Genomic DNA, 19,036 nt, shown 5'->3' with positions numbered 1-19,036 from the left:
TCGGCGACTTCATGGCGCGCCCCCGGACGGGCCGGCCCGCGCGTGATGGTTGAGTGATCGGCATGCGGATGCCGGGAATCGTCAGTGTGGCGCTTGTGGCCGTCGCCGGGCTGGGTGGCGTGGGAGCCTGCGGCGGGAACGACGACAGCACGCCGCAGCGGCGGATCGAGGTGTGCGTCGCGGCTGAGGGGCAGCGGCGCGACGGTGATCGGACCGAGGTGGAGTTCCGGCAGGACGGCGCTGTGCTGGCGCACGGAGCGATCGAGGTGGGTGGCAGTTTCGCCGCTCCGGTGCCGGCGGACGCCTCAGTCGGCATCTTCGTGGACGGCAAGCCGTACGGCGACAGCCCCGCGAGCTCCGGCGACACCTCGTTCGGGTGTCCGGCCGCTTGACCCCGCTACGCGCCGCGTCGAGCAGAAGCAACCCCCAGGCTGTCCCCGTCCCGTGGCGGAGCCGCCGGACGGGCGGCACTCGCCGGCCGACCGGGAGGAGCCCGCGCTACAACGGTGAGCGCGTCCGCACGGACGAGATCCGGGACGGGCTCAGGCCCGTCCCGGATGCGGCCGGAAGGTCGACCCGCAGCAGCGCGCCACCGCGTGCGGATCGGGCGACGGTGACCCGGCCGCCGTGCGCGTCGACGACCCGCTGCACGATCGACAACCCCAGGCCGGATCCCGGCAGTGCCCGGGCGCTGTCGGCACGGTAGAACCGGTCGAACACCCGCGGCACGTCGGCGGCGTCGATGCCCGGCCCGGCGTCGTCGATCTCGAGCACCGCCGACGCGCCCTCGGTGCGGAGCCGGACCTGGACCGGCTGATCCGCGGGGGACCACTTGCCGGCGTTGTCGATGAGGTTGAGCACCGCCCGCTGGAGCGCGGCGGGACGCCCGCTCACCCACACGGGCGTGACGTCGAGCGCGATCTCGATGTCGGGCGCACGGGAACGCGCGCGGGTCACGCCGGCCACCACGACGTCGGCGAGGTCGAGCAGCTCGGTGCTCTCGTCGGTGACGTCACCGCGCGCCAGGTCGGTCAGCTCGGCGGCGAGGGTGCTCAACTCGGCCACCTGGGCGCCGAGGTCGTTGAGCAGCCGGGTCCGGCTCTCCGCCGGCAGCGCGCTGTCCAGGGTGCCCCGCCGATCGAGCCGGATCAGCAGCTCGACGTTGAGGCGCAGGCTGGTGAGCGGGGTCTTGAGCTCGTGGGCGGCGTCCTCGGCGAGCAGCCGCTGGGCCCGCCGGGAATCCCGGAGCGCGGCGAGCATGTCGTTGATCGACTGGATCAGCCGCCGGATCTCCCCGCCGCCCTCGTCCGGGATGTCGGCGTCGAGGTCCCGGGTGTGCGCGACGCGGACCGCGGCGGCGGTCAGCCGGTCGATCGGGGCCAGCCCGGCCCGCGCCACGGTCCGCCCGACGAAGGCGCCCCCGGCCACGCAGAGCAGCCCGATCAGCAGCATGCCGAACCCGAACTGGTTGATCGGGCTGTCGTCGGCAAGGTCGGCCACCTGGACCGCGCCGTCGCCGACCCGCAGCGTGTAGACGCGGTATCCGTCGTTCCAGTCGGTCGACTCCAGCAGGTCGGTAGCCGCGCCTTGCGCCACGCGCCGGGCGTCCTCGCTGACCGGGGGCAGCGCGGGCTGGCCGGCCGGCGTCCGGGTCGAGCCGTCGGGCAGGATGACCCGCACCAGCCTGCCGGATCCCGGGTACGGCGGCAGCGGGACCTGCGCCAGGCCGGCGCGCTCCGCGTTCGTTGCCAGGACGCGGGAGTCGGCGTGCAGCTGATCCGCGGCGGTGGCCCGTAGCTTGCGGTCCATCAGCTCGCTTGCCACCTGGAAGGACACGAACACGCTGACCGCGATGGCCGTCGCCGCGATCACCGTCATCCTGGTCCGCAACGACTGCCGGCGCCACCACCGGGTCCACCGGCGCGGCCCCCGGCCCCCGGACCCGGTCACGGAGGGGTCTCCCGCAACGTGTACCCCAGGCCGCGCAGCGTGTAGATCAGTCGCGGCTCACCGTCAGCCTCCAACTTGCGGCGCAGGTAGCTCACGTACACCTGAAGGTTGTTGGCGGTGGTGCTCATGTCGAAACCCCAGATCGCTTCGAACAGCGCGTCCCGGGTCAGCACCCGGGTCGCGTTGCGCACGAGGACCTGCAAAAGGGAGAACTCGGTCCGGGTCAGGTGCAGCGACCGCCCGCCCCGCCACGCCTCGAACCTGTCGGGATCGAGCCGGACGTCGGCGAACGTCAGGAGCTGTGAGTCGTCGTCGCCCGGCACGCGGCGGCGCAGCAGGGCCCGGACCCGGGCCAGCAACTCCTCGGTGGCGAACGGCTTGGGGAGATAGTCGTCGGCGCCCGCGTCCAGCCCGGCGACCCGGTCGGACACCTGATCCCGGGCGGTCAGCATGAGCACCGGCAGATCCCGGCCCGCCGCCCGCAAACGCCGGCAGGTCTCCAACCCGCCGAGGCGGGGCATCATCACGTCGAGGATCAGCAGATCCGGCCCGTCGCGACCGACCCCGTCGAGCACGGCGAGACCGTTGGCGACGGTGCTGGTGTCGTAACCCTCGACCTGGAGCACCCGCTCCAGCGACTCACGGATGGCCGCCTCGTCATCCGCGATCATGATCTGCACGTCGGCCCGCCCTTCCCCCTCGGCGCTTTCCGCTCATCCTCCTCGATCAACCTGAGGCCGGCATTAAGGTTCAGGCCTGCCGCATCGCGCTGGTGGGGGAGACGGTCACCTCGTCCAGCGGTACGGGATGACCCTCGGCGCACCTGACGGAGATCTTCACGGGCGCGCCGCACTCGGAGTGGCTCAGTTCCACCGGTGGCAGGCCGTCCGGGAACAGGTACTTCGACCCCCAGCGGTACAGGCCGAGGATCACCGGCGACAGGTCGCGCCCCATGCGGGTCAGCCGGTACTCGTACCGGGTCCGCCGGCCCGGCTCCCGGTACGGCTGTCGTTCCAGCAGGCCGGCCGCCGTCAGCTCGCGCAGCCGGGCGGCGGCGATCGCCTCGGTGATGCCGACCCGCTGGGTGAAGTCGTCGAACCGGGTCGTGCCGAAGTACGCCTCCCGCATGATCAGCATCGCCGACCGCGTCCCGACGATCTCCAGCGCCCGGCCGGCCGGGCACTGGTCGGCGCTCCAGGACAGCCGGTCCGACAGCTCGTCCACGAAGTTCGCGTGACCCTCACTCATCGCCCCAGCGTAGCCACGGACATCGGCGGTGCGGCGAAGGCTGGCTTGACACCACTAAAGTCAGCTTCTAGCCTCCGTTGCAGACAGCGACGGAGGGGGACCCTTGAGCTACCTGCCGTACGTCAGTGACCACTACCTTCCGGTGCCCGACGAGATCGAGGCGACCGACCTGAAGATCAGCGGCGTCCTGCCGCCCGAGCTGAACGGCCGCTACCTGCGCAACGGCCACAACCCGAAGCCCGGCATCACCCCGGCGCACTGGTTCCGGGGCAGCGGGATGCTGCACGGCGTCGAGCTCGCCGGAGGCCGCGCCCGGTGGTACCGGAACCGGTGGGTGCGGACGCCGGCCCTGGACGGCGCCCCGCTGGTGCGCCCGGACGGATCGGTGGACCTGACCGCCAGCGTCGCCGGCACGCACATCATCGAGCACGGTGGACGGCTGCTGGCCCTGCAGGAGGCGAACCTGCCCTTCGAGGTCACCCCCGGCCTGGACACGGTCGGGCCGTACGACTTCGGCGGCAAGCTCACCTCGGCGATGACCGCCCACCCCAAGCAGGACCCGGTCAACGGCAACCTCTACTTCTTCAGCTACTCGCCGTTCCCGCCGTACCTGACCTATCTCGTGGCGGACGCCGCCGGGACCATCGTGCGCAGCGAGGTGGTCGAGGGCGCCGGCCCCAGCCTCATGCACGACTTCGCGATCACCGAGACCAGGGTGGTCTGGCTCGACCTGCCGGTCGTCTTCGACCCGGCGGAGACCTCCGGCATCCCGTACCGATGGCACGACGACTACCCGCCCCGGATCGGCGTGATGGCGCGCGACGGCTCCACCGAGGTCACCTGGATTCCGGTCGAACCCGCCGCCGTGCTGCACACCACGAACGCCTACGACGGCCCCGACGGCACGGTCGTCCTGGAGGGCCCGCGGTACGACCGGGCCGGCTGGGAGACCTCCTGGAAGTGGTGGGTCGGCTCACCCGGCTGCCCCGACGTCCCGGTCACCGGCGCGACCGCCACCCGCTGGGTGCTCGACCCGGCCCGCGGCACGGCCGTGCACACCGAGCTCGACGACCTGTCCACCGACTTCCCGACCATCAACAACGACCGGTTGGGCCGCGCCAGCGCGATCAGCTACCACGCCGGCTTCCCCGGCGCCGGGCTGCACGAGTACGCCCTGGTCAAACTCGACACCCTGACCGGCGAACGTTTCGTCAGCCCCGCCGGTCCCGGCCGTCAGCCCGGCGAGGCGGTCTTCGTGGCGGCCGAGCACGGCGTGGCCGAGGACGACGGCTGGCTGCTCACCATCGTCAGCGACCTGCGCGAGAACGCCTCCGAACTGCTCGTCCTCGACGCGCACGACCTGTCCGTGACGGCGTCCGTCGCCCTGCCGCGGCGGGTGCCCAGCGGCATCCACGGTTCCTGGATCCCCGACTCCCGCCTCGGTTGACCCGATGACAGACGTACGGGAAAGCACCGGCCGCAGCGCCTGGACCGCGCTCACCTTCCTCGCCGCGGCGCAGTTCCTCGTCGTTCTCAGCACCTCGATCGTGAACATCGCGCTGCCTCAGGTGCGCGACGGCCTGCACCTGTCGGCGTCCGGACTGTCCTGGGTGGTCAATGCGTACGTGCTGATCTTCGGCGCGCTGCTGCTGCCCGGCGGCCGGATCGCCGACCTGGCCGGCCGCCGCCGGCTCTTCCTGGGTGGGCTCGCGCTGTTCACCGTGGCCGTGGCGGTCGCGGGTCTGGCCGGCTCCGGGGCGCTGCTGATCGTCGCGCGGGCCGTGCAGGGCATCGGCGCTGCGTTGCTCGCCCCGGCGGCGCTCGGCCTCGTGCTGGCCACCTTTCCGCCGGGCCGGGAACGCGGGCGCGCGCTGGGCGTGTGGGGTGCCGTGTCCGGGGCCGGCGGCGCGGCGGGGGTGCTGCTCGGCGGGGTGCTCACCCAGGCGTTCGGCTGGCGCGGCATCTTCCTGGCTACCGTCCCGCTCGGCGTCGCGGTGCTGGTCGGCGCGGCGCTCACGGTCCGGCCGGACCGGCCCGAGCCCGGGCATCGCCTCGACCTGCCCGGCACGGTCTCGCTCACCGCGGGGCTGTTGCTGCTCACGTACGGGGTGGGTGGCGTGCCCGCGGCCGGGCCGACGGTCGCGCTGATCGGCGGCGTCGTGCTCCTGGCGGTGTTCGTCGCCTGGCAGGCCCGCGCCGCCGATCCGCTGATCCCCCTCCGGGTCGCCCGGATCCGTGCGGTGGCCGGCGCGAACCTGACCATGCTGCTGCTCGGCGCGGTCTGGATCGGCCTGTTCTACGTGCTGCCGCTGTATCAGCAGCAGGTGCTGCACTACTCCCCGTTGAAGGCCGGCCTGACGCAGCTGCCGATGGCCATCATGATCATGGTCAGCTCCTGGGTCACGCCCTGGCTCGGCGCGCGTTTCGGCGCCCGTGTCACGCTGACCGGCGGGTTCGGCGCGCTCGCCGGGGGTCTGCTGTGGATTTCCCGTACGCCGGCCGACGCGGACCTGCTCCTCGACCTGATCGCGCCGACCCTGCTCGTCGGCCTCGGCCTGGGCATCGCGTTCGTCCAGCTCACCGGCCTGTCCGCGAGCGGGGTGGCGCCGGCCGACTCGGGGCTGGCCGGAGGCCTCATCAACGCCACCCGGCAGATCGGCGGTGCGGTCGGCCTCGCCGTGCTGACCGTCCTCGGCGGCTACGGCCGGCCGTTCGTGGCCATGGCCGCCCTCGGCGCGGTGGCCCTCGTGGTATCCGTCGCCGTCATCCGGCAGCGCATTCCGGAGAGGTAATTTACCCGGGTGCAACTGGATCTGAACCTGCTGGTCGTCCTCAACGCTCTGCTCGAGGAGGGAAGCGTGATGGGCGCGGCCGAGCGGCTGCACCTGTCGTCGCCCGCGATCAGCCGCAGCCTCGCGCGGCTCCGGAAGCTCACCGGTGACGACATCCTGGTCCGCGCGGGAAACACGATGGTTCCGACTCCTTATGCAACGGCGATCCGGGACGACGTCGGCCTGGCGCTCCGCCAGGCACAAGCCGTGCTGGTGCCGAACCGCATGCTCGATCTCGACCGGCTCGAGCGCACTTTCACGCTGCAGTGCCACGACGGGCTCGCCACGGCGCTGGCGCCGGCGCTGCTGCGCAACGTGCAGGAGGCTCCCGGCGTGCGGCTGCGGATCCTGTCCGAGAACTCCTTCGACACGGATGAGCTCCGGCGCGGACGCGTCGATCTCGAACTCCGTCAGGACCGCCCGGAGTTGTCGGAGTTCCGCTCCGAGACGCTCGGCTCCGACCCCCTGGTGGTGGCGATGCGGTCCGGGCATCCCTGCGCGGAGCACCTCGATCTGCGCGCGTACGCCTCGTATCCGCATGTGGTCGTGTCGAGGCGGGGCCGCCTCACCGGGCCGATCGACGAAGTGCTCGCCGCGGAAGGCCTCCGGCGTCAGGTGACCGCGGCGGTGACAACCGGCACCATGGCCCTGCACGTGGCCAGCCAGAGCGACCTGCTGGTCACCACGACCGCGCTGGTCAGCCGCCCCCTCGTCGAGGCGTTCACCATGATCAGCCGACCGTTGCCGGCCCCGTTCCCGCCGGCCTCGATCAATAGCGTCTGGCACCAGCTGCACGACTCCGACCCGGCCCACGCGTGGCTGCGTGGCCGGGTACGGGCCGCGGTCACCGAGGTCGTCGCCGCTCAGGCGGAGAGCGGCACGGCGACGGCGCCGTAGAAGCGGGACGTCTCGGCCTCGTCGAGCATCGCCGCGGCGACCGTCGCGCGGGAGATCTTCTGGGAGAAGTCGAGCGGGGGCGCGTCCGCCAGGCCGACCGTGCGCCGGTCCGGACTTTCCGGCCCTTCGCCGAGCAGGCAGGCGTGAAAGACCGTGCCGCAAGCGGCAAGCACGAAATCGTCGGCCCGCACCTTGTCGGCCAGGCGATCACCGAGCATCGCGCCGAGGCTCTCGGCCGCCTTCCCCGCCGCCCCGGCTGACCTGCCCGTGCCGTATGCGCCGAGCCAGATGATGCGCCGGGGCCGGGCGGCGATGACCGCGTTGGCGCCCGCGGCGAGGACGCCGGCTCGATCTGTGCCGAGAGCGGACAGGACGACGGAGTCGGCGTCGATGACGGCGGCGATGCTCCCGGCATCTTCGACGTCGGCGGCGGTCTTGCGCAGGGCAGGGGAGTCCGCGACGGCGATGCGTGCCGGATCGCGCGCGATGGCGGTGACGGTGTGGCCGCGTCGCAATGCCTGCCGGACGAGCTCCGCGCCGGTACGCCCGGACGCGGCAAGAACAGTGAGATTCATGCCGGCCACGGTAAGCAGCCACCATCGGATATATCCAATGCGTATTCGTTAAGTGGCCGTTAACCGCCACGCATGTGCGGTCCGGCGCGCGATTGCGTGGCAGTAAACGGCCGCTTCACCAGAGCGCACTGGCCTTCCCGGGAGGCGCGTCCTAACGTTTTCGGCGAGGCGGTCGCCGAATTCTTTTGTGTATGCGGCCGGACCGTCACTATTCCCAGGGATATCGGCAACCATGGTTGGACACGTACTCCTGCTGCTTGTCGCCGGCGTGGTCGCCGGTGGAATCAACGCCCTGGCCGGTGGCGGCGCGCTGATCACCTTTCCCGCTCTGATGGCGACCGGCCTGCCGTCGGTCCAGGCGAATGTCACCAACTCGGTCGCGGTGTTCCCCGGCGTCGTCTCCAGTGTGCTGGGCGGCCGCGCCGAGCTGGCCGGTCGGTGGTACCGCATTCCGGCGATGATGCCTGCCTGTGTCGCCGGCTCGGCGGCCGGCTGCGCCCTGCTGCTCAGCACGCCCGCTCGCACGTTCGAGCTGCTCGTGCCGTTCCTGGTGCTGGGCGCGGCCGCGACGCTGTTCTTCCAGGAGCGCCTGCGCGGTCTGGTCGGGCAGCCGCGGACGCAGAGCCCTCGCCGCCGGGCGGTCACCCTGCAGGTGGTCGTCTTCGCCGGCGCCGTCTACGGCGGCTACTTCGGTGCCGCGCTGGGCGTGATGTACGTGGCCGCGCTGGCCCTGGTGCTCGACGAGACGCTCACCCACATCAACGCCCTCAAGAACGTTCTCACCGTCACCGTGGGCGCCGTCACCGTGCTGGTCTTCGCCGTCTTCGGACCGGTCGACTGGCCGGCCGTCCTGATCCTGGCCCCCGCGGCGGTGGTCGGGGGCTACGCGGGCGCGGTCCTGGCCAGACGCCTGCCCGGCCGTCTCCTGAAGGCCCTCATCGTCACCTTCGGCACCACGATCGGCCTGGTCTTCCTGGTCCGTGCGTTCACCTGAATCCACACCGAATAAGAAAGGGTCTCCATGAGAAACAGAGACAGAGCACGACCGGCCCCGTTGTGCCGGCCTCGAGCCTCATGATCAACTGGATCGAGCTGGCGGAGTCGTTGGCAATCTCCCCGTGGCTGTACCTGGTTCTCCTGTCGGTGTCGCTGCTGGACTCGTTCCTGCCGCTGATCCCGAGTGAGCCCGTCGTCATCATCGCCGGCGTCTTCGCCGCCACGGGCACCACCGACCTCCTGCTGGTCATCGCGGCCACGGCCGCCGGTGCGTTCCTCGGTGACCAGGTTCCCTACGCGCTCGGCCGGGGGCTGAGCACCCCCATCACGAGGCGGCTTCCGCCCGGCTCCAAACGGCGCGCGACGCACGACTGGATTTCCCGGCATCTCGCGACGCGAGGCGGATTCGTCCTCGTGAGCACCCGGTTCATTCCGGTCGGCCGCTATCTCGTCACGGTCACCAGTGGGATGGTGCGATACGACTACCGGCAATTCCTCCTGTACACCGCTCTCGGAGGGACTGCCTGGAGCACCTATACCGTCCTGACGGGTTATCTGGGCGGCACGCTCTTCCAGGACAACGCATTGCTGGCCTTCGCCTTCGGTCTGGGACTCGCTCTCGTGCTGACCGGCGTGGTGGAGGCGATCCGGCGGATTCGCGTCCGCGACGCTTAGGAGCTCAGAATGTTTTACGAGATTCGCCGCGAGACGGCCCTGCCGGGGTGCGGCAAAGAACTGGCCCGATGGATGGACGAGCAGACGATTCCGTTCCACGAGGCGCACGGGATGACCGTCACCGGGGCGTTCACCGAATCGGGCGAGGAAGACGTCTTCGTCTGGATCCGCCGATTCCACAATGACGAGCAACGACAAGAAGTCCTGGAGCGGGTGCACCGGGACCCGCTCTTCGAGTCCGAGATCAAGCCTCGGATCGGGGAGCTTCTGGCAGCCGACGCGGTGACCGTGCGACTGGTGCCGACCGCGCACTCCCGGCTCCGCTGACGACCGACCGATGATGTCCAGTCCATTCAGGAGGTAAGAGACGTGCGTGCAGTAATCGCCGGAGCCGGGGTCGTCGGGCTCACCACCGCCATCGCGTTGCAGAGGTCCGGCATCGAGACGGAGGTCCACGAACAGGCACCCGAGATCCGGGCGGCCGGTGCCGGGCTCGGGCTGTGGGCCAACGCCTTGGCGGTCTTCGACGAGCTGGGACTGGGTGACCGGCTACGGGCCATCGGCAAGCCGGCGGAGATGTACTTCCGCGACCACACGGGCGAGCTGATCCATCCGCCGGGCTTCTCGGCGGACGATCACCGGTACCTGCTCGTGCACCGCGCCCGGCTGAGTGAACTGCTCGCCGACGCGGTCGGCAGGGACAACATTCGCCTGAACTCGCGACTGATCGGCTACGACGAGACCGATGCCGGCGTGGACGCCCGCTTCGACGACGGGACAACCGTCACGGCGGACCTCCTGGTCGGCGCGGACGGCGCGTACTCGGTCGTTCGTTCCCTGTTGCTGCCGGGCAGCGACGCCGTGAAGCACGAGGGGCATCACGCCTGGCGCGCGGTCGTCCGGCCGCCGGACGGCGTCACCATCGAGCGGGGCGTCATCGTGCTCGGGGAGAAAAGAACCCGCGGCGGGTACGTGCCCACCGTCGACGGCACGGTGTACTGGCTGGTCAACCAGTTCGACGCGGAACCGCTGCACGGTACGCCGAAGGAGCAGGCCGCGGAACGCGCCGCGTTCCTCGACACGACGGGCTGGAATCCGGCCCTGCCCGCCCTGATCGAGGCGACGCCGGACGACCAGGTGCTGCACAACCAGATCATGCTGGTTCCGCCGTTGCCGCGGTGGGTGTCGCACCGGGTGGCTCTGGCCGGGGACTCCGCTCATGCGCTTTCCCCGCACATCACCGCGGGTGCGTCGCTGGGAGTCGAGGACGGGCTGCTGCTCGCCCGGCTGCTCAGCTCGTCCGACGGGGTGCCCGGCGCGCTGGCCGCCTACGAGCAGGACCGGATTCCGCACTACCGCAGGGTCAACGAGTTGTCCAAGAGGGTGGAGGACTCCGCGACGCCGGAGGAGTTCGCGGCCAACTACGTAGCCTTCAGCCACTGGATGATCAGTCGATGATGGCGCCGGACAGGGATGGCCCGATGGGCTTGTGCATAGACACCGCCGTCGCCGTGCCGATGTGCGACGGTGTCACGCTGGCGACCGACCTGTGGCGGCCGGCCGGAACCGGTCCGTGGCCGGTCCTGCTCGCCCGTACCCCGTACGGCCGGACCTCCACCGCCCACCTGGGAAACCCGAAGCTGCCCGACATCCGCGCCCTCGTGGACAGCGGCTACCTCGTGGCCGTCCAGGACGTACGGGGCACCGGGGCCTCGCCCGGGCTGATGGAACCGCACCGCTTCGACCGGAGCGACACAGTCGACACGATCGCCTGGATCGCCCGCCAGGCGTGGTGCGACGGCACTGTGGGGATGTGGGGTGCGTCGTACATGGGATTCGCGCAATGGCGGGCGGCAGCCGAGGCCCCGCCGGCGCTGCGCGCGATCGCTCCGATGATGACTTCGGCGGACATGTACCGGGCCTGGTACTCGGCCCAGGGCGCGGTGTCGCAGGGCACGCTGTTCAACTGGTCGGCGCGCATGGCGGTGGCCAACCTGTCGCGCCCGCAGAGCAACGGCCCTTCGGATCAGCGGGACGCGGCCGAGATCCGGGCCGCGCTCGATGACGCCGGCATCCTGTACTCGCTGCCGGTCGGCGTCCGGGGCGCGCTCCTGCGGGGGCTGCCCTGGCTCGGGGAGATGCTCGCCCACCCGGGCTACGACGGCTACTGGGAGGCACAGTCGGCGTTGGAGCGCAGGTCGGCGATCACCGTCCCGGCGCTCAACGTGACCGGCTGGTACGACGTGTTCGCCGGTGAGGTCGTCCGCTCGTACACCACCATGCGACGCGCCGGCGGCAGCGTGGCCGCCCGGGAGGGTCAGCAGCTCATCATCGGCCCGTGGGGCCACGGCGACGGCGCCGACCAGGGGATCTTCCCCGATCGCTCGTTCGGGCTCGCGGGGTCCGTCAAGGCCGCGGCGATGACGCAAGCCCATCTACGGTTCTTCGACCGGTGGGTGCGGGGCCGCACGGGGGTGGATCCGGGTGCCCGGGTACGCATCTTCGTGATGGGGCTGGACCGGTGGCGCGAGGAGGACGATTGGCCGCTGCCCGACACCCGGTACGAGGACTACTTCCTGCACGGTTCGGGACGGGCCAACACCTCGGAGGGCGACGGCCGGCTGCACCGCAGTCCCGCCACCGACGCCGCCGCCGACCTGTTCTCGTACGATCCCCTCGACCCGGTCCCGACCGTGGGCGGAGCGACGCTCGGCGCCGACGGACCCGCCGGCCCCGCCGATCAGGCGGCCGTGGAAGGTCGCGGCGACGTGCTCTGCTACACCAGCGACCACCTGGAGCAACCGCTCGAGGTCACCGGTCATGTGGCCCTCACCGTGCACATGTCCTCGACGGCGGTCGACACCGACGTCACGGGAAAACTGGTCGACGTCTTCCCGGACGGTCGTGCCGTCATCCTCTGTGAAGGCCTGTGCCGGATGCGGTATCGCGCCGGCGTCGGCCGGCCACAGCCGCTGGAACCCGGGGCGATCGTCGAGGCCACGGTCGACATGGGCATCACCTCGAACGTCTTCGGTCCCGGCCACCGCATCCGGCTCGAGGTGTCGAGCAGCAATTTCCCGCGGTACGACCGCAACCCGAACAACGGCGGCACCCTCGCGTCCACGACGGCGACCCGGGTCGCCCTGAACCGGATCTTCCACGGACCGGCCCACCCCAGCCGGCTGACGCTGCCGGTGATCACGAGGCCCGATGAGCGCCTGTGAAGGCGATCGGGGGGTTCGGGCATTCATGGTTGTCCGAAACCACGGAGCCTGGGAGGCCCGCCTCGTGAACCATCCTTGACCGCCCTCGACGCCCGCCGGCTGCGGCGCCGGGCCGGCAGCGCCCAACCGGACGCCGCCGGCCAGGACGCCGCGGCCGTGCTCGCCTCGCGGGCCGACCCCGACCGGTTCGCTGTTCTGTTCGACCGGTACTTCGCCGAACTCCGCAACTACGCGGCCGGCCGGCTCGGCGCCGAGCGGGGCGACGACGTGGCAGCCGAGACGTTCCTGGTCGCCTTCCGCACGCGGGAACGCTTCCGGACCGACATGCCGGGCGGCGGCAACGTCCGCGCCTGGCTCTACGGCATCGCCACCAATCTGATCCACCGGCAGCGCCGCGACGAGGATCGTCGCTACCGCGCCCTGGCCCGGGCGGGCGCCGTCGCCGAAAGCGCCGTGCCCGGCGACGACGCGACAGTCGCCCGCGTCACGGCCGGCGCGCTGCAGCCCGCGCTGGCGCGCGCTGGCCGCCCTGCCCGCCCGGGATCGCGACGTGCTGCTGCTCACCGCGGTCGCCCAGCTCGACTACGCCGAGGTGTCGCTCGCGCTGGGCGTGCCGCCGGGCACGGTCGGTTCCCGGCTCACCCGCGCCCGCCGCGCCGTCCGCGCGGCACTCGGCGGCGACGACCCCACCCGCATCGACGAAGGGAAACCGTGATGGAACCCGAGAACCAGATGATCCGCACGCTGCTCGCCGTTCCACCGCCGTCCGCGCACACCACGACCGCCGCGCGCCGCCGGCTCACCGACGCCATCGCGGGCCGGCGACCGACGCGGCGGCGCACGCCCTCGTGGCGGTTGTCGCTGGCCGGCAGCGGCCTGGCCGCGGTTGCCGCCGCCGGTGTCGCTCTCGCCATGGCGGCCGGGACCGGAGGCCCCGCCGGGCTCGGCGTGACCGGCAGCGGCGGCGCCCCCGGGGTGGCGGCGCCACCGGCCGGCCCGCAGGCGGACGCCGGCGCCCCCCAGCTGCTGCTCGCCGCGGCCGAGCGAGCCGACAGCACCGCCGGAACCGGTCGCTACTGGCGGGTCGCCCGGATCACGCAGGGCGCTCTGTATCTGCCGGTCCATGCCGAGGGCGAGACCTTCTTCGTCTCCGAACGCCGGCTCACCGAGACGTGGACGCCGCGCGACCACCGCGAGCCGGCCTGGGAGGGACGCCAGTCGCTGGGCTTCCGGCCCCGCACCGCCGAGGATGTGGCGGCCTGGAAACGCGCCGGTTCGCCCCGTACCTTCGACCTCGGCCCCGCCGACAGCGCGGGGGGCGGCCACGTCATCCGCCGGATGGGCCCCGGCAAGGCCGAGCTGACCCGCACCACCGGCGACTACGCCAGCACGTACGGCCCCCTGGCCCTGGCCGACCTGCCGACCGACGCGGCGAAACTGCGGGCCGCCGTCGACACGCTGATCGAGAAGCGGGGCGCCGAGGCCACCGACCCCGCAGTGTTCGCCCTGCTGGGCACCCTGCTGACCGACGCCCCAGCGCAACCAAAGCTGCGCGCCGCCGCTTTCACCGTGCTGTCCACCCTGTCCGGCGTGATGAACGCCGGCTCCCGCGCCGACGTCACCGGCCGCACGGGCGTCGCGCTCGAGCTGAAGCAGGCCGTCAAGCAGCCCGGGGGCGGAACGTTCGTCGACCGCTCGTGGCTGATCCTCGACCCCCGGACATACCAGCTGCTCGGCGGCGGCATGCAGGGAGCGGTGACCGGCAAGGACGGCAAGCCCGACATCTCCAGCGGCGGCAAGGAGTCCTCGACGGCGGTCGTCACCGCGCAGTGGACCGACCAGCACCCGGCCGCCCCGCGCGGCCGCTGACCTCCGTGCCAGGCGGGCCGGGCGATCAGCTCCGGCCCGCCGAAGGCCTTCGCGAGAAGAAGCCGGTTAACTGGCTCGCCGCGGGTCGACAATCGGCGGAGATCCGCCGGGGTGACAACGGCGACAAGTGTTTGTGGCCTGACTTGTATGTCACCCCTCGGTCGATCTGGCCGTCGAGCTCCGCCCGATCGCGTGAACCAGCGTCGTCGAGGAGAAGCAGGCTGGTGAAGGCGTCCGTGATGGCGTCGAGCTGATCGGCGCTCATCGGCTGCGGGGGTGCCTCGGGGGTCAGCGCCATACCTCCGGTGGCGGCGCCGTGGTCACTGTCCCATGCACCCTCGGTGCAGCATTCCAGGCTCAGTAACGCACACTCCCCGGCTCTCCGACTCGATCGCCGTGGAGACCCCGCGATGACCAACGACCGCGCCGCCGATACCGACCACCTCTACGCCTACTCGACGACCGACCCGGCCCGCATTGACTGGAGTCGCTACTTCACGAGGAAAGCCAACGACATCCCGCGCCACGGTGTCCGCTTCTCCTCCGAGCCGGCAGAAACCCGTGCTGACGGCTCTTTCCGTGTGGTCCGCGTCGATATCCAGGGCTTGTCCGCCACCAGCGGCGCCACGTTGAAGGGCCGGTTGGCCCACCAACCGCGGCTCCGTCGGCGGTCGTCACCCCGACGGCGGCGCCCACCGCGGCAGCATCTTCCTCCACCACGTTGGCAAGACCCTAGCTAGTTCGCAACACACACTTAGCTGCGGAGGGGATATTCCCGGTTAGCGCAAGGTTCCGCCAATCGAGTCAGATGCCTCCGTGTCATGCCGAATCAGCGGCGGGAACGACGACGTCGCTTTTCTTGTCTGACACTACGACGCCATATTGGATAAGGTCCTGCCTGCTGCGCACAGAAGCATCAGGAACCCGCAACGAGATGAGTCCTACAACGTCAGATCGATCAACGTGGGTCTGCTCCGTGGTTTCGGGCTGGTCGGCAACGAGTGAAATGACCAGCACGCCGCGGGTGCTGCTCTTGCCGAGCTCCGGGAAGTCTTTCCCTTCGGCCACCGGGCTCGCAGACAGGAGGTTGCGCTTGTTTTCACCGGTGAAGTCGATGCGGGGAGGTTGACGACGCGCACGTTTCCAGATTGGTGCTTCTCTGCCCAGCTCATCAAACCACAGCATGCGTCCAGGGGATTGCCTTTGCGGCCAGACGATTGCCCAGTCCGTGATGCGGCCGTTCTTGGCTGCCGTGACGATGAAGTTTTTCAGTGGTTTGATCACCGTGGAATAGTCAGGGTGCCAGTTGAGCGACTCAAAATAGGTAAGGAAGTTGGCCGCGTCAATAGTACCGACTTTGGCCGTCTGAGTCCTAGGGAATCCGTCGTCTGTGTATGGCAGGACCGCGTCTTGGGTTGCAATTCTCAGCAGCGGCAGGATGACGTTTTCTAGGTTGGCCTGGTGCTTTTCTTTCTCGTCTCTGGGTGGAATTGAGTACAGCTGATGGAAGGTACCGACCGATGCGCGGGACTTTACCACGGCATTGAACATTTTGTTCCTCGCGGTCGGTTTAAGCCATGGTAAGTGTTGGCTTACCAGCGGCGGAATCTGCCGCGGCTCGACGAGAGGCTGACCGTCCTCGTCGAAGCCGGCGTACTTGGCCAGCTCGTCGCGAAAAGTTTCTTCGTCAAGGAGCAGGGCTTCGAACGCCTCGTACAGGTCAACCTTTGAGTCGCGTCGAATGTACAGCCGTACCAAATCGCGATAGCCCTGCCGAAAGCCGAACCAGCGCCCGGCTTGCATGAGGGTGTCGGCCTGTCCAGCTTTGCGGCGGAAGAACGACACTGTTAGGCCTTCGACGGTGAACCCGCGGCTGAGTTTCGTGCCGCCGACCAAAATGCGCCAAACCATGCCTGCGTCGAAGTCGAGCGCCTCTTGCTGGTCTTGGACGGCTTTATCTGAGTTCACAACGAGGACGGGGTCTAAGCCTCCGCTCGTCATCTCAGCGGTGGCTTGTGCCACAAAGTGTTTTATCTCGTCGAAGCTCGCCGGCGTCGGCTCGCCGTCAGCGCGGGCGGCCATCACCGGGAGGAAGTCGTCGTCGAAAAGCTTGCGTAGCCGTGCCAGCCCTTCCCCGGAAGTAAATTTGCCGTTGTTCCATAGTGAGCGCATGACAATGGCCGACTGATGTTGAGCGATGTTGGTCACGTCTTCGTGTACTAGCATCGTATGGTGCCTGTAGCGGTGGCCGTTTATGGATTCCCGATATTTCTTGATGGCGCCGCTTAAGACCCAGGCATCGAGTGCTTCGCTGAGTTCATTTCTGCGCAGGTCAGGATCATGGTCGGGGTTGCCTCGGACAGAACGAATAAACGCTAATTCGTTGGAGGTAGCGACCGTCTTTTGGACGTTTTCCCAGTCGCGGTCTACGTCGTGAAACTCTTGCACGCCCATATATCCGTCGGGCCGCGGCAACGAGAGCACGAAGTCTGATGGGAATAGGTCGCTGTCGTCATCAGGGTCAATGAATACGTTGGCGAATGGGGTAGCAGTATAGCCGACATACTGCGCGCGTGGCACGATCCTCATCATCTCTGTGATGAGTTTGTTGATTGTCGTCCGGTCCTTGGATTTCTTTGGGTCCGTGGTGTCGATCGACGCGAGGTCTGATTCGTCATCGACGATGAGCGCGGGGAGCTCGTTGAGCATGGTTTGCAGAGGCCGCAGATCTTTGATGAGCTTCCTGAGCGGCGCCGGGTTTTTCTTCACGACGACCACGTAGGCGTCTACGTGGAAGAGGTTCTCCGGAGCGTTAAGAGGCTTAGTCTTGTCGTGCCGCTCGTAGCGAAGCTGCGACATCCCTTGGGGAAGGCTCTTGTAGTCGTGGTGATGTGTTGTAACGCGACGGATCCGTGCGACCCCAGGCTGGTTTAGCGCTATCTCGGAGTGCCGGACAAACTTTTCGGCAATCCAGTCTTCGTCCTGCTGGTAGTCAAGGCCCTTCGCGACGTCAGGGTCGGTGGGATCCTGGCCGGCCAGCACGTTCTCGACGCCAATGAGTTCCATGTCGATACGGCGCTGGGTCTGAGCACGAAGAATCTCAATCGTGCCGGTCATGACAACGATCAGGCGGTATCCAGCGTCGATCGCCTTCGCGATGACGCCGGTGAAGTTTGCCGTCTTACCGCTCTGCACGTAGCCGACGACAAGTCCCTTGGTCTGCTTGACCTCGGCCCGCGTTGGATCGGTGAGGCGCTCGACCACCGAGCTGGTGCTCCGATCAAGCGTGATGATCGACGACGTCGGCCACTTCTTAACCTCGGCGAGGTACTTTTCGTAGTCGTCCCAGTAGAGGCTACTTCGCTGTGGCCTGGCCTCGTCGTACCAGGGCTCAAACTTCCGGCTAATATTAATGATGCCTTCGCTGTGGAGCGGAATGATGGCCCGAATCGCCTCCTCGGCGGCAGGTGATAGCTCCAACGCCTTGGCCACCGCGAGCCGCCGGGCGATCGTTCCTGAGCTAGTCTCGGCGCCATCGGGCCCAGGCACCATGACGTCATCGCTGGCATCCCACTTGGCGAAGGCCAAGCGCAACGCGATTAAGGCGTTGTCGTTGACCGGCGCGGTCTGAACAAAGTCGACCAGTTCCTTCTCCGAGACTTGACCGCCGAACATGGCGAGTGCCGGAAGCAGCGGTCGAGGAGCTTGCTCAGCGAAGCCTTGGAGTAGGTTGCGCAATGCGATCGTCCACGCTGGCGTCGCCTCACCTTGAGCCTCGGGCATCAGTGGTCCTCCTCAAGAGTGACAAAATCGGCGAGCGGTTCGGGCAGTGCGCTGGGCGTGAAGTCTGTGAGGTCGAGGCGGTAGGAGAGGTCGGAGATCGCCTTAAAATTCGGGATGACTTCGGCGAGTCGTGCCGCTGTCAGAGCGGGGAAGCGGTCATCCACGCCGAAGGCGCGGGGATGGTTCCGTTTCATCCAGTAGGTGTTGTAGAGCCCCACGTCCGCGTCCTCCCACCCCATTGCCTCAAGGGCGGCGTCCACCTTCGGGCGATGGCCGCCTGACTTCGCGCGAACGCTGGAGACCATCTGGCCGAGCGTCGCTCCGCCCTGATGGTTGCTGCGAGTGAGCTGTATGGAGATGACACTCAGTGGAACATTTCGCAGCGGCACCAGTTGTGTGAACCCGTGCATCATGTGACGTCGGTGCTCGCCTGAGGTGGTCTTGACCTCGAGGTGGACGTCGCTGAACACGAAATCGTGCTCTTCCGACAGCGGGCCCTGCCAGGCTTCCACAGCGGGACCTGCGCCGATCTTCTCGATAAGGAAGTCGAGGACGATCAGCTCGCCGAAGAGTCCGACCTCCTGCTCGGCGCTAAGCCCGGCCTTTCCCGCGAAAAGATCGCGGTGTTTCGCGATGGCCGTGGCCACTGCGGCGGCCAACGGCTGCTGGTGCAGCTGTAGCTGGTCGGCGACGCTGGTGAGCAGGCCGTACGCACCGTGCACGTTGCCCTCGACCGAGACCGTCAGCTCGCCGACGTTCTCATCGTCGGAGTTGACTGGACTAAAGGAGATGTTGCGCCACTTAGCGACGTCGGGCTCTGGAGGCGTAAAAGCGGTGAGGAGGGTGATGGTCCCGTGGACCGGGTGGAGGTCAAGTTTGCACAGCGGCGTCCCCGCAATCGGCAGCACCATTGGATGGCCGGACGTCCAGATGATGTCGACGTTTGCCATGGATAGGTGACGGGCGTCGTCCGACTGTTCAGTCATCC

At 69.0% G+C, this 19,036-nt stretch carries 17 protein-coding genes and 1 pseudogene; 12 read left to right on the top strand and 6 right to left on the bottom strand.

Annotated elements, in window-relative coordinates:
• The first annotated feature begins 62 nt into the window (after positions 1-62).
• Positions 63-392 (top strand): hypothetical protein, encoded by a 330-nt coding sequence (locus ACSNN8_RS33650; RefSeq protein WP_436654109.1) that lies wholly within the window; start codon positions 63-65, stop codon positions 390-392.
• Between the two features lie 106 nt (positions 393-498).
• Here ACSNN8_RS33650 and ACSNN8_RS33645 read toward each other — a convergent pair whose 3' ends face one another.
• The 3 genes from ACSNN8_RS33645 to ACSNN8_RS33635 all read right to left on the bottom strand — a co-directional run bounded on the left by ACSNN8_RS33645 (position 499) and on the right by ACSNN8_RS33635 (position 3,198).
• Positions 499-1,950 (bottom strand): HAMP domain-containing sensor histidine kinase, encoded by a 1,452-nt coding sequence (locus ACSNN8_RS33645; RefSeq protein ID WP_436654107.1) that lies wholly within the window; start codon positions 1,948-1,950, stop codon positions 499-501.
• Complete coding sequence (locus tag ACSNN8_RS33640; protein WP_436654105.1) at positions 1,947-2,621, bottom strand: response regulator transcription factor; 675 nt, start codon at positions 2,619-2,621, stop codon at positions 1,947-1,949. Before ACSNN8_RS33640 ends, ACSNN8_RS33645 begins: the two co-directional genes overlap by 4 nt.
• Before the next feature lie 79 nt (positions 2,622-2,700).
• A complete protein-coding gene (locus tag ACSNN8_RS33635) occupies positions 2,701-3,198 on the bottom strand; it encodes a winged helix-turn-helix transcriptional regulator (RefSeq protein ID WP_436654104.1) in 498 nt (165 codons plus the stop codon).
• A 103-nt stretch (positions 3,199-3,301) separates the two neighbouring features.
• Here ACSNN8_RS33635 and ACSNN8_RS33630 point away from each other — a divergent pair, with 103 nt between their 5' ends.
• Genes ACSNN8_RS33630 through ACSNN8_RS33620 form a run of 3 tightly spaced genes read left to right on the top strand, consistent with a single transcriptional unit; the run spans position 3,302 to position 6,926 of the window.
• The gene (locus tag ACSNN8_RS33630) at positions 3,302-4,645 is read left to right on the top strand and encodes a carotenoid oxygenase family protein (RefSeq protein ID WP_436654102.1); all 1,344 of its coding nucleotides are present in this window, start codon (positions 3,302-3,304) and stop codon (positions 4,643-4,645) included.
• A gap of 4 nt (positions 4,646-4,649) precedes the next feature.
• Positions 4,650-5,990, top strand: coding sequence for a DHA2 family efflux MFS transporter permease subunit (locus ACSNN8_RS33625; RefSeq protein ID WP_436654100.1), 1,341 nt, complete (start codon positions 4,650-4,652; stop codon positions 5,988-5,990).
• 9 nt (positions 5,991-5,999) lie between these two features.
• Positions 6,000-6,926 (top strand): LysR family transcriptional regulator, encoded by a 927-nt coding sequence (locus ACSNN8_RS33620; protein ID WP_436654098.1) that lies wholly within the window; start codon positions 6,000-6,002, stop codon positions 6,924-6,926.
• Here the strand turns inward: ACSNN8_RS33620 and ACSNN8_RS33615 are convergent.
• Positions 6,893-7,501, bottom strand: a complete 609-nt coding sequence (locus tag ACSNN8_RS33615) for an NAD(P)-dependent oxidoreductase (protein ID WP_436654097.1) — start codon at positions 7,499-7,501, stop codon at positions 6,893-6,895. The genes ACSNN8_RS33620 and ACSNN8_RS33615 overlap by 34 nt on opposite strands.
• 232 nt (positions 7,502-7,733) lie before the next feature.
• Here ACSNN8_RS33615 and ACSNN8_RS33610 point away from each other — a divergent pair, with 232 nt between their 5' ends.
• The 8 genes and pseudogenes from ACSNN8_RS33610 (at position 7,734) to ACSNN8_RS33575 (ending at position 14,265) form a co-directional block, all read left to right on the top strand.
• On the top strand, positions 7,734-8,495 hold the full coding sequence (locus ACSNN8_RS33610) for a sulfite exporter TauE/SafE family protein (RefSeq protein WP_436654095.1): 762 nt from the start codon (positions 7,734-7,736) through the stop codon (positions 8,493-8,495).
• An 80-nt stretch (positions 8,496-8,575) separates the two neighbouring features.
• Complete coding sequence (locus tag ACSNN8_RS33605) at positions 8,576-9,172, top strand: DedA family protein (RefSeq protein WP_436654093.1); 597 nt, start codon at positions 8,576-8,578, stop codon at positions 9,170-9,172.
• Between the two features lie 9 nt (positions 9,173-9,181).
• On the top strand, positions 9,182-9,499 hold the full coding sequence (locus ACSNN8_RS33600) for an NIPSNAP family protein (RefSeq protein WP_436654091.1): 318 nt from the start codon (positions 9,182-9,184) through the stop codon (positions 9,497-9,499).
• 42 nt (positions 9,500-9,541) lie between these two features.
• A complete protein-coding gene (locus ACSNN8_RS33595) occupies positions 9,542-10,630 on the top strand; it encodes an FAD-dependent monooxygenase (RefSeq protein ID WP_436654090.1) in 1,089 nt (362 codons plus the stop codon).
• A 23-nt stretch (positions 10,631-10,653) separates the two neighbouring features.
• Complete coding sequence (locus ACSNN8_RS33590) at positions 10,654-12,396, top strand: CocE/NonD family hydrolase (RefSeq protein ID WP_436654088.1); 1,743 nt, start codon at positions 10,654-10,656, stop codon at positions 12,394-12,396.
• 156 nt (positions 12,397-12,552) lie between these two features.
• Positions 12,553-12,747, top strand: a pseudogene (locus tag ACSNN8_RS33585) (RNA polymerase sigma factor); the annotation flags it as partial.
• 199 nt (positions 12,748-12,946) lie between these two features.
• Complete coding sequence (locus tag ACSNN8_RS33580; protein ID WP_436655504.1) at positions 12,947-13,111, top strand: sigma factor-like helix-turn-helix DNA-binding protein; 165 nt, start codon at positions 12,947-12,949, stop codon at positions 13,109-13,111.
• Positions 13,111-14,265: a CU044_5270 family protein gene (locus ACSNN8_RS33575; RefSeq protein ID WP_436655502.1), complete on the top strand. Its 1,155-nt coding sequence runs from the start codon at positions 13,111-13,113 to the stop codon at positions 14,263-14,265. The genes ACSNN8_RS33580 and ACSNN8_RS33575 overlap by 1 nt, the downstream gene beginning before the upstream one ends.
• Positions 14,266-15,084: 819 nt before the next feature.
• On the opposite strand, the gene ACSNN8_RS33570 is transcribed toward ACSNN8_RS33575, so the two are convergent.
• Together ACSNN8_RS33570 and ACSNN8_RS33565 are read right to left on the bottom strand one after the other, a co-directional pair.
• On the bottom strand, positions 15,085-18,048 hold the full coding sequence (locus tag ACSNN8_RS33570; RefSeq protein ID WP_436654087.1) for a Z1 domain-containing protein: 2,964 nt from the start codon (positions 18,046-18,048) through the stop codon (positions 15,085-15,087).
• Complete coding sequence (locus tag ACSNN8_RS33565; RefSeq protein WP_436654085.1) at positions 18,048-19,034, bottom strand: PD-(D/E)XK motif protein; 987 nt, start codon at positions 19,032-19,034, stop codon at positions 18,048-18,050. The genes ACSNN8_RS33570 and ACSNN8_RS33565 overlap by 1 nt, the downstream gene beginning before the upstream one ends.
• Between the last annotated feature and the right edge of the window lie 2 nt (positions 19,035-19,036).

It is taken from the genome of Actinoplanes sp. URMC 104, from assembly GCF_051386375.1.
In the GTDB taxonomy this organism is placed as follows: Bacteria; Actinomycetota; Actinomycetes; order Mycobacteriales; family Micromonosporaceae; genus Actinoplanes.
This window is presented reverse-complemented; position numbering and strand designations above follow the sequence as displayed.

Bases quoted from the DNA above. Each gene is read 5' to 3' on its own strand.
- ACSNN8_RS33615 (WP_436654097.1), bottom strand. From the start codon at position 7,501: ATGAATCTCACTGTTCTTGCCGCGTCCGGGCGTACCGGCGCGGAGCTC.
- ACSNN8_RS33635 (WP_436654104.1), bottom strand. From the start codon at position 3,198: ATGAGTGAGGGTCACGCGAACTTCGTGGACGAGCTGTCGGACCGGCTG.
- ACSNN8_RS33570 (WP_436654087.1), bottom strand. From the start codon at position 18,048: ATGCCCGAGGCTCAAGGTGAGGCGACGCCAGCGTGGACGATCGCATTG.
- ACSNN8_RS33610 (WP_436654095.1), top strand. From the start codon at position 7,734: ATGGTTGGACACGTACTCCTGCTGCTTGTCGCCGGCGTGGTCGCCGGT.
- ACSNN8_RS33625 (WP_436654100.1), top strand. From the start codon at position 4,650: ATGACAGACGTACGGGAAAGCACCGGCCGCAGCGCCTGGACCGCGCTC.
- ACSNN8_RS33605 (WP_436654093.1), top strand. From the start codon at position 8,576: ATGATCAACTGGATCGAGCTGGCGGAGTCGTTGGCAATCTCCCCGTGG.
- ACSNN8_RS33600 (WP_436654091.1), top strand. From the start codon at position 9,182: ATGTTTTACGAGATTCGCCGCGAGACGGCCCTGCCGGGGTGCGGCAAA.
- ACSNN8_RS33590 (WP_436654088.1), top strand. From the start codon at position 10,654: ATGGGCTTGTGCATAGACACCGCCGTCGCCGTGCCGATGTGCGACGGT.
- ACSNN8_RS33640 (WP_436654105.1), bottom strand. From the start codon at position 2,621: ATGATCGCGGATGACGAGGCGGCCATCCGTGAGTCGCTGGAGCGGGTG.
- ACSNN8_RS33575 (WP_436655502.1), top strand. From the start codon at position 13,111: ATGGAACCCGAGAACCAGATGATCCGCACGCTGCTCGCCGTTCCACCG.
- ACSNN8_RS33565 (WP_436654085.1), bottom strand. From the start codon at position 19,034: ATGACTGAACAGTCGGACGACGCCCGTCACCTATCCATGGCAAACGTC.
- ACSNN8_RS33650 (WP_436654109.1), top strand. From the start codon at position 63: ATGCGGATGCCGGGAATCGTCAGTGTGGCGCTTGTGGCCGTCGCCGGG.